Origin of the sequence: Neisseria sp. P0022.S009 (genome assembly GCF_051956675.1) — a bacterium.
Taxonomy (GTDB): Bacteria; Pseudomonadota; Gammaproteobacteria; order Burkholderiales; family Neisseriaceae; genus Neisseria.
Genome location: NZ_JBQCXE010000012.1, coordinates 1 through 12337 on the forward strand (window position 1 = coordinate 1; position 12337 = coordinate 12337).

The 12337-nt window shown below is 45.4% G+C and carries 16 protein-coding genes and 4 pseudogenes; 12 read left to right on the forward strand and 8 right to left on the reverse strand.

Annotated elements, in window-relative coordinates:
• Positions 1-241, reverse strand: a 241-nt coding sequence (locus ACTHUG_RS10930; RefSeq protein WP_440386774.1) for a hypothetical protein, incomplete at its 3' end; no start/stop codon positions are given.
• A gap of 659 nt (positions 242-900) precedes the next feature.
• On the opposite strand from ACTHUG_RS10930, the pseudogene ACTHUG_RS10935 reads away from it, so the two are divergent.
• Positions 901-1305, forward strand: a pseudogene (locus ACTHUG_RS10935) (transposase); the annotation flags it as partial.
• A 178-nt stretch (positions 1306-1483) separates the two neighbouring features.
• Here the strand turns inward: ACTHUG_RS10935 and ACTHUG_RS10940 are convergent.
• Entirely contained in the window at positions 1484-1762 is a 279-nt protein-coding gene (locus tag ACTHUG_RS10940; RefSeq protein ID WP_049322374.1) for a DNA-binding phage protein, read from the reverse strand.
• A complete protein-coding gene (locus ACTHUG_RS10945; RefSeq protein WP_314575196.1) occupies positions 1762-1962 on the reverse strand; it encodes a DNA-binding protein in 201 nt (66 codons plus the stop codon). The genes ACTHUG_RS10940 and ACTHUG_RS10945 overlap by 1 nt, the downstream gene beginning before the upstream one ends.
• 141 nt (positions 1963-2103) lie before the next feature.
• Here ACTHUG_RS10945 and ACTHUG_RS10950 point away from each other — a divergent pair, with 141 nt between their 5' ends.
• The 10 genes and pseudogenes from ACTHUG_RS10950 to ACTHUG_RS10995 all read left to right on the forward strand — a co-directional run bounded on the left by ACTHUG_RS10950 (position 2104) and on the right by ACTHUG_RS10995 (position 6552).
• Positions 2104-2751 carry a LexA family transcriptional regulator gene (locus ACTHUG_RS10950; RefSeq protein ID WP_440386775.1) on the forward strand — a complete coding sequence of 216 codons (648 nt, stop codon included), beginning with the start codon at positions 2104-2106 and terminating at the stop codon, positions 2749-2751.
• A 13-nt stretch (positions 2752-2764) separates the two neighbouring features.
• A complete protein-coding gene (locus tag ACTHUG_RS10955; protein ID WP_440386776.1) occupies positions 2765-2995 on the forward strand; it encodes an excalibur calcium-binding domain-containing protein in 231 nt (76 codons plus the stop codon).
• 23 nt (positions 2996-3018) lie between these two features.
• On the forward strand, positions 3019-3579 hold the full coding sequence (locus ACTHUG_RS10960; protein ID WP_440386777.1) for a hypothetical protein: 561 nt from the start codon (positions 3019-3021) through the stop codon (positions 3577-3579).
• 54 nt (positions 3580-3633) lie between these two features.
• The gene (locus ACTHUG_RS10965) at positions 3634-4719 is read left to right on the forward strand and encodes a hypothetical protein (RefSeq protein WP_314461033.1); all 1086 of its coding nucleotides are present in this window, start codon (positions 3634-3636) and stop codon (positions 4717-4719) included.
• Entirely contained in the window at positions 4697-5068 is a 372-nt protein-coding gene (locus tag ACTHUG_RS10970) for an ASCH domain-containing protein (RefSeq protein WP_049332761.1), read from the forward strand. Before ACTHUG_RS10965 ends, ACTHUG_RS10970 begins: the two co-directional genes overlap by 23 nt.
• A gap of 79 nt (positions 5069-5147) precedes the next feature.
• Positions 5148-5651, forward strand: coding sequence for a glycoside hydrolase family 108 protein (locus ACTHUG_RS10975; RefSeq protein WP_049322369.1), 504 nt, complete (start codon positions 5148-5150; stop codon positions 5649-5651).
• Positions 5652-5664: 13 nt separating this feature from the next.
• Positions 5665-5838, forward strand: a complete 174-nt coding sequence (locus ACTHUG_RS10980) for a hypothetical protein (RefSeq protein ID WP_049322420.1) — start codon at positions 5665-5667, stop codon at positions 5836-5838.
• Positions 5763-6090: pseudogene (locus tag ACTHUG_RS10985) on the forward strand (hypothetical protein). The gene ACTHUG_RS10980 and the pseudogene ACTHUG_RS10985 overlap by 76 nt, the downstream one beginning before the upstream one ends.
• Positions 6091-6131: 41 nt before the next feature.
• Entirely contained in the window at positions 6132-6353 is a 222-nt protein-coding gene (locus ACTHUG_RS10990; protein WP_440386778.1) for a hypothetical protein, read from the forward strand.
• Positions 6334-6552, forward strand: a complete 219-nt coding sequence (locus ACTHUG_RS10995) for a hypothetical protein (RefSeq protein ID WP_049322366.1) — start codon at positions 6334-6336, stop codon at positions 6550-6552. Before ACTHUG_RS10990 ends, ACTHUG_RS10995 begins: the two co-directional genes overlap by 20 nt.
• On the opposite strand, the pseudogene ACTHUG_RS11000 reads toward ACTHUG_RS10995, so the two are convergent.
• Positions 6551-6973: pseudogene (locus tag ACTHUG_RS11000) on the reverse strand (transposase); the annotation flags it as partial. The gene ACTHUG_RS10995 and the pseudogene ACTHUG_RS11000 sit on opposite strands and share 2 nt — an antisense overlap.
• On the opposite strand from ACTHUG_RS11000, the pseudogene ACTHUG_RS11005 reads away from it, so the two are divergent.
• A pseudogene (locus ACTHUG_RS11005) lies at positions 6936-7077 on the forward strand (IS5/IS1182 family transposase); the annotation flags it as partial. The pseudogenes ACTHUG_RS11000 and ACTHUG_RS11005 overlap by 38 nt on opposite strands.
• Positions 7078-7322: 245 nt before the next feature.
• Here ACTHUG_RS11005 and ACTHUG_RS11010 read toward each other — a convergent pair.
• The 4 genes from ACTHUG_RS11010 to vgrG form a co-directional block, all read right to left on the reverse strand.
• Positions 7323-8471, reverse strand: a complete 1149-nt coding sequence (locus ACTHUG_RS11010) for a DUF6396 domain-containing protein (RefSeq protein WP_440386779.1) — start codon at positions 8469-8471, stop codon at positions 7323-7325.
• 5 nt (positions 8472-8476) lie between these two features.
• Complete coding sequence (locus ACTHUG_RS11015) at positions 8477-9412, reverse strand: phospholipase D-like domain-containing protein (RefSeq protein ID WP_440386780.1); 936 nt, start codon at positions 9410-9412, stop codon at positions 8477-8479.
• Positions 9413-9547: 135 nt separating this feature from the next.
• The gene (locus ACTHUG_RS11020) at positions 9548-10375 is read right to left on the reverse strand and encodes a phospholipase D-like domain-containing protein (protein ID WP_440386781.1); all 828 of its coding nucleotides are present in this window, start codon (positions 10373-10375) and stop codon (positions 9548-9550) included.
• On the reverse strand, positions 10368-12337 hold a 1970-nt coding region (gene vgrG / locus ACTHUG_RS11025; RefSeq protein WP_440386782.1), incomplete at its 5' end, for a type VI secretion system tip protein VgrG. The genes ACTHUG_RS11020 and vgrG, both read right to left, overlap by 8 nt.

The following is a 12337-nucleotide window of genomic DNA, read 5'->3' on the forward strand; positions in this document are numbered from 1 at the left end:
GATCGTCTGAAGCAGACCCGAACACCCCGGCCACTTCCGACAGTAAGCCTTCCTGCGGACGAATCTCAAATGCTGCGCGTTGGTTGAGGTAGGAAGACAGAGGCAAAGAGGAATCGGTCGATGTGGCGGTGATTTCGACACGGTAGGCGGTATTGACCGCTTCGGAGGCGGTGAAGGAGCGGACTGAAAGTGAGGGAGAAAAACGGGCGAAGGTAAGATGATAGGATTGGCGGGCGGTCATAAGGGTAATATCCGACTGACGATGAACACTGTATGATAACGGGGATAATGCCGCTGGTAAAGCAAATGGGATGAATGGGGAAAAGGCCGTCTGAACGGTTGAAATAAGGAATAAAGAGACATTTTACCCTACCCTATTCCACCATTCAGGGGAAAGGTGGTAAATTAAGCAGCCGCATTTCTCTTAAAAACCATTGATTTTATACTAAAAATTGGAGTACTATGAGCACACCCTCTGGAGTATCATTAATTCTCATGACATATAGGAACAATAAGCGGAATTTGTAGAAGAATAGGAAAAAGGAAATTAATTTATATTATGTTAAATTAATAATGCTAGTGTTTTAATCTGCTAACTTCTGTTTCTCTCAGTGATTCAATCGCTTACAGAATTCAAGAATAAAAAAGGCCGTCTGAAAGGTTTTTCAGACGGCCTTTTATCAATTGCCCCAGCTTTTTCTCAATAAATCCCTTGTTGTTAAATCCCCAGTTCTTTCAATTTCATCCAGCGTTCTTTTGGTTGTAATAACATAAACGGTTGTAGTGCAGCCTGTTCTTTTCATCATAATACTGACAGAACATACTGACAGAACGTGGACTTTGAGGCCGAAACCTTTGTAAATCCCCTAAATTCCCATCAAGACATTTAGGGGATTTTCCATGACCACCTTCTTTCAGCAAACCGCACAAGCCATGATTGCCAAACACATCGACCGCTTCCCACTATTGAAGTTGGATCAGGTGATTGATTGGCAACCGATCGAACAATACCTGAATCGTCAAAGAACCCGTTACCTTAGAGACCACCGCGGCCGTCCCGCCTATCCCCTGTTGTCCATGTTCAAAGCCGTCCTGCTCGGACAATGGCACAGCCTTTCCGATCCCGAACTCGAACACAGCCTCATCACCCGCATCGATTTCAACCTGTTTTGCCGTTTTGACGAACTGAGCATCCCCGATTACAGCACCTTATGCCGCTACCGCAACTGGCTGGCGCAAGACGACACCCTGTCCGAACTGCTGGAACTGATTAACCGACAATTGACCGAAAAAAGCTTAAAAATCGTTTGGCGTACCGCAAAACGTCCACGTTCAATCCAAACAGCCTCGTTGTAAGCCTCGCCATTTGAAAAACGATCCATAACCGCCATGCTGTGTATTGCCAGTTCGTTTGCCGTTGCGCCAACCGCGTGTCCTAATACTTCCATTTTTATCTCCTGCAAATGCGACGACGTCGTCGCATTTAATAAACTCGTTGTTCAATTTCCTGCAAACGTGCAGTCAAACGTTCTTGTTGCTGTCTGAAACGTTCCGCGATTTGCAAGGTTTTAATGCTGTACGCAAAATTGCCGTTATCCAGCTTGACCACCAAACCCTCCGCAATCAGGTCTTCCAAGTCCCGGCTGACATGTACCGGCGAAATACCGAGGCCGTCTGAAATTTCCTTGTTGCTGATGCCGATAATCGGATGGGCTTCCAATGCCTTAAAGACTTTTAAAAGTCGTACGCCTTTGGCACTCATCACGCACTCCGTTTCACTTCATCTAATTTGGACTTCATCCCCAACTCAACCGCGATTTCATGCGCCTTACCACGGTTTGCCTTAACGTTTCCGTTCAAAATCCGGGACACATAAGTCGGGTCATAGCCACGCGCATCGCACCAATCCTTAATCGTTTCACCGCGCTCGCGGAAACCTGCTTTTATTTTTTCTGCTTTCACGGAATATCTCCTGTTTCGTTCTCGTGTTAAAATTCTGATTGTTTAAAGATTTAAACAATCTTGGTTAAATGTTGTGTAAATAATAGTGGAAATATCCCACTATTGCAAGGTTTATTTCCACTTATTTGAGGAATTTTAGGTATGGTTTTGGAAAAAATTAGGCAAGTTATTGAATTTAATAAGATTACAATCGACGAATTTGCCGAAAAAATTGGAGAAAAACCGACCAGACTGAAGGATGTACTGCGAGGAAAGCAGCGTCCGCCGCTAGAAATGATCCAATCTATAGTGGAAATTTTTCAAATTGATGCAAACTGGCTGATAGGGAAAGGGAGAAATTTCCACCTTAAAGGGGAAATTGATAAAGATGAATACGCATACATCCCAATGTATGACGTAGAAGTGTCCGCAGGGAATGGCGCGGCCGCCTACGGAGTGGCAGAGCCGGCCAACCACTTGGCTTACCGCAAAGACTGGCTTAAGTTACGCGGCCTGTTTGCCAAAGACCTCAACTGTGTCACCGCACGTGGAGACAGCATGGAGCCCACCATCCATAGTAAAGACATGCTCTTGGTGGATACCTCCAAAAACAATCCGCGAGACGGACAAATTTACGTCATCCGTTCAGGCGAAACGCTTTGGGTCAAACGCATCCAAAAACAGATTGACGGCAGCCTGCTGCTGATTTCAGACAATGATACCTATCCGCCGATGTCGTTGATGTTGGCAGACCATCCCGATATTCAGGTCATCGGCCAAGTGGTTCAAATCTCAAATGACCTGACATAACAAAGGAAAACTTATGAAGAAAACTTATTTTGCAGCATTGTTGCCGGTTTTGTGCCTGCTGATACCGCATCAGGCTGTTGCTGCAGCCAAATGCAAAGATTTCCCGACACACCAAGCCGCGCAAAAGTATTATTTGGCCAAGATGCCGGGCTGGAAAAGTTTAGATCGTGATGGTGACGGTAAGGCCTGCGACTGCAACCCGGGAGGCAATGGCAAGAAATGTCCGAAAAAGCGTAAAAAATAAACCAATCAACCCAAGGGAAACTCATGAAAAAAATCTTACTTACACTATCGGTTTTAGTTGCATTATCTGCGTGTGGTGGCCAATCTGAAGAACAACCGGCATCTGCCCAACCTCAAGAGCAGGCACAATCCGAATTAAAAACTATGCTGGTAAGCTATACCGACTATCAATCAGCAGCCAATAAAGGGCTTGCCGACCAAAAAACCGGGCTGTCCCTGCCTGAACATGTATCCCCAACCGATAATGCAGAAGGAAAGAATCTGCTGCATGACTTTTCAGACGGCCTCACATTAACCGTTGATACCGATAAAGCCGACAAAATTACTGCCGTCCGAGTAGTTTGGAATACAGATGCAGTGCCTCAAAAAGCGGAAAAACTGTCCAAAGCCGCCGCAGCCTTGATTGCAGCAACCGCCCCGGAAGACCGCACACTGCTGCGTGATACCAGCGACCAAATCAAAATGGCGATTGACAGCCATAATGCTCAAAAAGAGCCAACCCGAGAATGGGCGCGTGGTGGGATTGCTTATAAAGTCACTGTTACCAATTTACCGAGCGTGGTTTTGACGGCAAAGCCTGAGTAAATTGAATGACGTCTAATAACTTCAGATAGCTGTGATAAAAACAGGAAGAAAAATATGGAAAACTTACAATACAAACGTTTTGCTGATGTAAATCTGAATGACCCCTTTTTTGACTCTTTAAAAGCATCTTATCGTGAATTTTCAGATTGGTTCCAAAGAAAAGCAGAAGAATATGCTTATGTATTTTATGGGAATAACGGTTTTATAGATGGTTTTTTATACTTGAAGGCCGAACCTCAAATTATTGATGATTGTATTCCGGTATTATCCACCAACTTTAGTCGTGGCTGGTTGAAAGTAGGGACGCTCAAAATCAATGCCCACGGAACTAAACTTGGGGAGCGTTTTATCAAAAAAATCTTTGACTATGCAATTACATATGGATTCAATGATATTTATGTAACTGTTTTTGCTGAACATGTTCCCTTAATCGCGTTATTCGAACGATATGGTTTTAGAATAGAAGCAAAAAAGGTAACAGCTAATGGAACGGAACTGGTTTTAACTCGACGTTTTAATCTTGTATATCAAGGTGTGGAAAACACCAATAAAAACTATCCTCTTGTGAATTTTAGGGGAGATACTACTTATCAACCTCAGACTTATTTACTGTCAATCTATCCTGAATGGCACACCCGATTACTTCCGGATTCAATACTAAGAACAGAAGATACTTCTATTATTCAAGACGTTTCTCCAACAAACAGTATCCATAAAGTGTATTTAACTAATATGGGTGGAATTGAAAAATTAAAACGTGGAGATGTCTTATTTATCTACCGAACTACTGATGAACCGGGAAGGGCTTATTATCGTGCCTTGATAAGTTCGGTATGTGTCGTTGAAGAATATCGACACATTAATTCGTTTGATAGCTATGCTGAATTTGAAAAATACTGTGCCCCTTATAGCGTTTTCTCTCAAGAAGAGTTACAACGATTTTGGCAGGTAAGAAAGTATCCGCATATATTGAGATTCTCGTATAATATTGCCTTACCCAAGCGAATCATAAGAAAAGATTTACTTGAGCAGGTTGGTCTAAGTGAAGGTGCATATTTTGGTTTTATGCCACTTACCCACCAACAGGCATATCATATTTTGAGATTAGGTCAAGTCAATGAAAGTTTTGTTATCTATTAAACCCGAGTATGCCGAGAAAATTCTTAATGGCGAGAAAAAATTTGAATTTCGTCGGGTTTTACCCAAAAACAAAGCAGTTAAAAAAGTAGTGATATATGCCACTTTACCTATAGGAAAAGTAGTTGGTGAGTTTGAAATTGCAGAATTAATATCAGAGTCTCCTATCCGCTTATGGGAAAGAACGGCAGAGTTTTCCGGCATCAGTGCCGATTTCTTTGAAGCTTATTTTGAAGGTAAAGACATTGCACATGCCATTAAAGTAGGCAAAGTAAAGAAATATAATCGACAAAAAGATTTGGCAGATATTTTGCCAAACGGTATTGCGCCTCAATCCTTTTGTTACATTTAAGTTTTAACCCCCTTTAAAAGCCTATTCAGACGGCCTTACCTAAAATCCCTGTACCTATCAATAGATACAGGGATTTTTTATGTCCACCAAATTCAACCAATTTATTGAGCGCGTCCTCTCCCACGAGGGCGGCTACGTCAATCATCCCAAAGACCCCGGCGGCGAGACCAACTGGGGCATTACCAAACGCACTGCTCAGGCAAACGGCTACAACGGTTCCATGCGTGCCATGACGCGTGAACAAGCGATCGGCATTTACCGTCAAGCATTTTGGGAACGCTATCACGCCGATCAAATGCCGGAAGCGGTTGCATTCCAATTCTTCGATGCCTGCATCAATCACGGTCATGGCAATGCTGCCCGTATGCTGCAACGCGCCGCAGGCGTGCCGGACGACGGCGTTATCGGAGCAGTCAGCCTCAAAGCCATCAATTCACTTCCTGAAAATGACCTCCTGCTCCGTTTCAATGCCGAACGTTTGGTGTTTTATACCAAGCTCGGCACGTTCACATCATTTGGCAAAGGCTGGATTCGCCGCGTGGCACAAAACCTGATTCATGCGTCTGCAGATAACACCGATTAAAGGGAGACAAACCATGTCAAAAAAGTCACTCATCGCCCTAATGACCGCAGCCATGCTGCCCGATTTCAGCCACAGCGACCTGGGCATTCGCTACGCCATGCCGACTCAGGGATGTTGGACGCAAGCCCACCGCAAGAGCGGGGTAGCCGCCGCGAAACGCGCAGCCAAAAAAAAGCGTCGCAAATAACCGCCTTTTTCAAATGGTTGAGCGGATTGGTATCCAATCCGGCCACAGGGAAAATCAGCCATACCAAACTATGGGCAAACGTGGCAGCCGCCTCTATGACCTATAAATTCTCGCAAACAGCAGATGCGCCGGAATGGCTCTGGTGGGCTTATGGCGCATTGGTTGGCGGGTATGCATTAATCAAACGCGATCGCGGCGATTCCGCAGATCGCTGAAATCCATAAAGGAAAAGACGATGTGGAAAACGCTTAACCCTATTTGGCAGACCCTGATTCTGATTTTGCTGATAGCAGGTGCAGTACCAACGATTTATTTCTGCGGCTATAAGTCCTCAGCGGTTTGATTTCGCACAAGCACAAAGCCGCGATTTGGCAACCGCCTATCAGCAAATCGGCCGCCAAGCGGCTCAATTGGAGAAGCAGATTGATGAAACTGTACAAAAAGACGGCAACCGTTTTAACGGCCTTGGCACTAACAGCGTGCAACTCTACAACCGTGCCCTCGGCCACGATTAAAACCGTTACCGTCGCGGAAATCCCCCCCGTCTCTTCCGAGCTGCTGCTCGTTCACGAACGCCCCGAGCGTCTGAGTGGCGGATCGCCCGAACAACTTTTAAACCACGCCGTCCGCTATGGCGAATACTGCCAAAAACTGGAAAAACAAATTTCCGGCTGGCAGACATGGTACAAGAAAGGCCGTCTGAAAAATGACTGATTTGGTCGGGATGTAGCTTGTACTCTCGTAAAGCCCGGGTAATGGTGTTTTCAGAAAGAGGACTTACTTCTCCCGTTTCCTCATCAATCCGCGCCGCCTCGATTTTGCCGTTGGCTCGCAGCATCTCCACTGCTTGCTTGACCGACATCAACCGCTTTCCGTTGCGCCTCATGGCCTCCACCAGTACAGCCGAAATCAGTTTGGCTTCTTCCAGCTTCAGTTCCGTTTTACCGGCATCGCTTCGCCGTTTTCGGCTCAGCTTAACACTCACAGACTCCAATTTCCGATAGAGCGTAGCGAGCGATACTCCTAAATCCTGTGCCGACCGTTTCAGATACTCCGACCGTTCGCCTCGCCCAAGCAAAGCAGCTTGAGCCTCGATTGTAGAGAAAGCATCCGCTGCTGTCGTTGACGCCACCATTATTCAGACCGCCGGCAGCAAACAGCGTCAGGCCATAGAAGTCGATGAAGAAGGACAAGTCAGCGGCCAAACCACACCAAGCAAAGATAAAGATACCCCTTGGATAAAGAGACGGCCACTCATCCAAATCAAACAGCAGTTTGACACGGTAGCGCCCCATTTCGTCGATGTAGGCATATCGGCTTGGAACAATTTCAAGCGATATTTATAAATAAATGTCGTCTGAAAAATTTCAGACGACATTAGCCTATTCTTCAAATAAGTTTGCAAACTTTTCTCTCTGGTAAAGTGGCTTAGACTGATAAAAATAGGTTAGATAATCCTTGACTCCTCCCACTTTGAATGGTCCTTACAATGGTAGCCCGGTTTTTACATCTAAGCCTGCTTTATCCGCCAGCTTTTTTATCAACTCATCAGAGGGTTTTGGTGGTTCATTTCCCTCCACCCAGCGTTGAAAGGCGATTTTGCCGTCCCATTCGGGTAAAGGTGCCGGCGGTAGCGGAACGATATCGTCCAAATCAGGAACGGTCGGCGACATGAATTCGTAAGTTGACAGATAAGAGTCAATAATACTGTAACGGCGAGCACGCTCTTTATCAGCCTCCACATCTAGAAAGTTGTTATTTCCTTTTTCTTTTCCTACCTTAAACGCATTAGAAAGAATAAAAGCAGATAAATAATTACCGTTTTTTACCCCCTGATGATAGGCTCTAACGGCTTCATCATATTTATGATAGTCAGGAAGAAACATACCCAACCAATAAGAAGCATTACCTTGTCCTTGTTCAGAAGCACACCGATATAACTTCATCATTAGCTTTAATCGAAATTCACGTGTTTCTTCATCATCTAAACTACTGATCATCTGACCTAACGTATATTGCGCCTCCCTGTTACCCATATCCGCAGCCTTGCGTAAAAATGCCAGCTCGCTGTCGGGGGGCGCGCTGACACCGTAGCCGTCTTCGATATAGCCTTTGAGCAGATAGTAGGCGGTAGCTGGAAGTTGTTTGTGCAGCATTTTATACAATTTCTGGGTTTCAGCTTCAGCCTCAATATCGGGAACCCTCGTCCAGCCATCGCTGAGCAGGAACTGCAGCCGTACGTTTGCCTTATAATCGCCATTAGCGGCGGCAATGCGGTAATACGGCAATAGTTCATCCCAAAAACCGTCCCCCCTCTGTCCAGGCCACATATGGTTCAAATCACGGTGCAGCGCGTAATTGTAGAGTTGCTGTGTTTCCTCGGATAGAGGTGGGCGTTTTTCATGCACGCAGGTAAACTCTAGGTTCTTTTTGATTTCTTCGATTGTCTTCATGGTTTCTTTCTTCCGTTGTTTTTCTTGCCATTTTTCCCCTATGCTGCAATACGCGGGCTTAACCTGACCGTTTGCACCGCCTATATGGATGGGATTGCATTTCAGCCAAAGGAGAAACCAAATAAACATTGCTGCCAGACAGCCTAAAACTATCAGGGTATATTTGAGGGATTTGTGCATAATAGTCAATCCAATTGTGATATTTTAGGATCCAGGCGTAAAAATTCGCACAGAGGGTACAGTGGCGGTTTACCGTTTATAATCTGTTTTTTATTTTCATCCATTATTATCTGCCACCGTCTAAAAGCCATAAATGCTACATTCGGATCATTCATTCCCTCTGGATTTGCCACATTGTCAAACTTTCCTGCCGCATTATTGGCTTTGTGCAGATCGCGTGTATGTAGTTTCCACAAGTCTTTGCGCAGTTTGCGTGCCACTGCGCCATTCTCGGTGAATATGCCTAATTCCGTATCTACCTGCATACTGCGAGTATTCAGATTGGCTGAGCTGATAACGGTAAAGACATCATCTATAATGGTCACCTTCGAATGAATGTAAACTTCTTTCCAAGCATTAGATGCAGTCAAGGTGCAGACATGGACTTTGACACCCAACTCTTTTTTCAGTTTTTTGGCAAATTCTTTCTCCCTCACTTCTTCCGCATTTTTAGTATAGGATCGTTCTCTTGCCCCAGAACGTTGCTTCTGTTCTTCCTGTAATTCCGCCAATTCTCTTTTCCATTTAGCAATAGTACTTGCTGATCCTTGTGTATGATTATTTCCAAGCGATGCTTCCAAAAATTCTATACGTTCTGTATGTGTAAGGGCAACATTAGGCATCACATCCTGCCTTCCCAACTTTTCTAACATTTTATTTGTTGTATACGTTCCTTTTCCCAAACCATCATCAGATGAATTAGTTACAACAAACCAATGTATTGGCATATTTGCAGGGCGCCCCTTCGATCTTAAATTTTGCCAATGCTTGATAAACGCCTCAGCTAAGGGAGGCCATCTAAAATACTGATTTTCTGTATAAATATAACTGGTCACCCTTTTGATATTTTGCAGGTAGATTTTTTTGATGTCTTCAATATCCGGCTTGTCGTAAGTGCGCAATATCTGCGCCATCAAAGGCGTACCTCCGGCAGATTTGTTAAAAGGATATTTGTCGAAAGTCAGAGCCTTTCTTTTTTCTCCAAGTTTTTCACTACTTACCTTATCCCAAGATTGGCAGAAATTACGGTTGATATACTATAAAACTTCACCGCTAACGATACTGGACACATCCTGTAATGGTGTATCAACATTTTTTCCCTGGTTTGGCGCTGATACCTTACCAGAAATATGGCTGTTATCATCCCAATAATTGTCTAGCATATTATGTTCCATTACAAAGCCTACTGCCTTGTGAGGTACTTCGTAGTCTATCAAAACTGTTTTTTGGTGATGAGAAGGAAACAACCTCAATGTTGATTTTGCATTTTCTGGTAACTCCTTATCTTCATATTGATTACTCTGAGATTCAACACTCCGAGTTTTGAATTTCAGATTCTTTTGATATGAAGACTTTGATAGTTCCCATAAATGAGGGTACGATTTCTGAATATTTTGAGATGCATGTGGATCTAACGTATGTAATTTCCCTTCTCTTGCTAAATACCAATTTCGATCATACTGTTTCTGAGCTTTAGTTACCCCTGCTACTCCGCCTGAAAAAACACCAGGTGCATTTCCCATATTGGCTTCTGAAAAAGTCTGTATTTTAAAAGGTATACTCCAAACTAATATCCTCACCTGCACACCTGCTTTTGCTTTTTCAATCAATAAATCCCCAATGCACTTACTCTTACCGTCCCGCTTTAGATGCATCGAAGGCTGAAATCCCCATATAGCAATATCAATTGAATGTTCGGCTTTTTCAATTTTTTCATGGAGCGTTGTAAAAGCTTCTTTCCCATTAATCAATGGCTTGAAAGTAGCAGCAACAGGTGATGATTCCTGTGAGTCTAAAAACCAGTTCATTGATGCTGTTGCACCCAATTTAGATTTAGTGGAAGTCGCAATCACAGGTTTACCCATTTTTAGAACCTTTCGAACTTTTGTCTTTTATATTATGTACTATTTCAAAATATTTCTTTGCTTGCTCTATCGGAGAAAGTTCAGAACTTGTATATTTCAAGCCATGAAAACCACGATTGGTTATTTTATCTCTTGATGTATTTTCATTAAATTCATCCTCAATCGGAATCAAATATTCCAAATCGTTAGCAAATACAATCTTATATTTACTTGTTGGTATTTCATGTTCGACAGCAATATACCCTGTTGCATCCGTTACCCCTCTTTGAATTTCTTCTCCATCTGCATAGATTGTATAAGGCATACCGATGAAAAAGTGATCTGAATGAGGAGATTGACACAGATTAATTCGCATCGGACGTTTTGGTAAAGTTTTAGGCCAATCTGGGTGAGTGATTCCTAAACTATTCGGCCCATTCACCACCAACGGCGCCCTCACCCGCACTACCTTCGGACTTCCGATCTCCATCTCCCCGTTTGCCAACTTGATATACGCCCCCTTGCAGGTAATCAAAACCTCTTCCTTCGCCGCAATGGTGATCTTCCCTGCGCTGCTGGTCAGGGTGGCGTCTTTTAAGGCGTTCAGCTGTAACTCGTCATTCTGTGCCTGCACTTCCACTTTGCCCTGGTTGGCCTGCATCTTGATGCCGCTGCTTTGCGCAAACAGGTTCAGGCTTTCTGCCGCATGGGCGGTCAGGCTTTGACCGGCGGTAATGTCGGTGTTTGCCCCGCTGACGAGGTGGATATTTTCATTGGCGGTGTGCAGTTGGCTTTGTTGGGTCGCGGTGGCGATGCCGGCCGGGGCGGTTTGGATCAAACCGGCCTCTTTCAGCTCTTTGAGGGCGTCTTTCAGACGGCCCCTTTGGGTTTCTTCATCGGTATTATGGTTGTTGGCCGTTTGGGCGGCTTTGTTCAGGCTTTTGGCCAGGGAGAGTGCTTGTTCGAGTTGGGAGATGGCATCGTCCATATCCAGCACTTTGCCGTTGGCGTCCTGGTTTTGTGCGCTGACGAGTATGCCCTTGCCTGCCCGTACGGCGCCCCAACCGTCAGTTCTGAGTTCGAAGCCCTCACCGTTCTTACCACGCTTTTCTCGATTTGAGTCGACGATGTGGCCGAGGTTGAGTTGGGATTTTTGGTAGTCGGTGGCGAGTTTGATGTGTTCCTGACCTTTCAGGTCTTCCATCCTCAGTTTGTTGTTCGCCCAGGTGCGGATGACGTTTCTTGTGTTCCAATCGGCAGGGATATGGTCGGTATGGGTGCTGTCATGCATCACGCCGGAGATATACGGACGGTCGGGATTACCCTGTACGAAGGAGAGCATCACTTCGGTGCCTTCGTGTAAGGGGAAGTGGATGCCGTATTCGGGACCGGCATAGGGTTTGGCCAGTCGGACGGGACGGCTTTCGCCGCCGGGACTCCATTCGTCTAAATCAAACGGTAGTTTGACGCGGTAGCGGCCCATATCGTCGATATAGGCATAGGTGCAGTTCTCCGCCGCGGTTACCCGTGCGGGCAGTGTGCCGGCGATATGCGGACGCGGGGTGGTGCGTTTGGGACGGTAGGCGAGTTGGGCGGGAATGGCGGTAAAGGTATGGCTGTAGGCGGTATCGCGGCTGCCGCTGTGTTCCATACTGAGCACCAGCCAGCCGTCGGGGGCTTCGGGGAAGGAGACATCGGTTTGGAACACTTTCATCGGTGTCATGGAGACGACGTTGCCGCTGCCGTTGGTGACGGTTTGACGGCAGAGGACGGCTTCGTTCAACAGGGTCGTCTGAACTTGGGCTTCGTCGGGGGTTTTGGGATGAAGGCCCCAATGCTGCTGTTTGCCCAATAAGACGGTATTGTCGGCTGATTCTTCGGACTGTTTGTTGTCGGTTTCGGCAAAGAGGTCGGTATCGGCACTGCGGTAGTTGTAGTCGGCCGTGCGTATGCCTTCGACGATGGGGTTGTGACGGATGCTGA

Excerpts from the sequence above, each read along its gene's own strand:
- ACTHUG_RS10940 (WP_049322374.1), bottom strand. The coding sequence starts at position 1,762 with ATGAGTGCCAAAGGCGTACGACTTTTAAAAGTCTTTAAGGCATTGGAA.
- ACTHUG_RS10950 (WP_440386775.1), top strand. The coding sequence starts at position 2,104 with ATGGTTTTGGAAAAAATTAGGCAAGTTATTGAATTTAATAAGATTACA.
- ACTHUG_RS10955 (WP_440386776.1), top strand. The coding sequence starts at position 2,765 with ATGAAGAAAACTTATTTTGCAGCATTGTTGCCGGTTTTGTGCCTGCTG.
- ACTHUG_RS10960 (WP_440386777.1), top strand. The coding sequence starts at position 3,019 with ATGAAAAAAATCTTACTTACACTATCGGTTTTAGTTGCATTATCTGCG.
- ACTHUG_RS10965 (WP_314461033.1), top strand. The coding sequence starts at position 3,634 with ATGGAAAACTTACAATACAAACGTTTTGCTGATGTAAATCTGAATGAC.
- ACTHUG_RS10970 (WP_049332761.1), top strand. The coding sequence starts at position 4,697 with ATGAAAGTTTTGTTATCTATTAAACCCGAGTATGCCGAGAAAATTCTT.
- ACTHUG_RS10975 (WP_049322369.1), top strand. The coding sequence starts at position 5,148 with ATGTCCACCAAATTCAACCAATTTATTGAGCGCGTCCTCTCCCACGAG.
- ACTHUG_RS10980 (WP_049322420.1), top strand. The coding sequence starts at position 5,665 with ATGTCAAAAAAGTCACTCATCGCCCTAATGACCGCAGCCATGCTGCCC.
- ACTHUG_RS11010 (WP_440386779.1), bottom strand. The coding sequence starts at position 8,471 with ATGCACAAATCCCTCAAATATACCCTGATAGTTTTAGGCTGTCTGGCA.
- ACTHUG_RS11020 (WP_440386781.1), bottom strand. The coding sequence starts at position 10,375 with ATGGGTAAACCTGTGATTGCGACTTCCACTAAATCTAAATTGGGTGCA.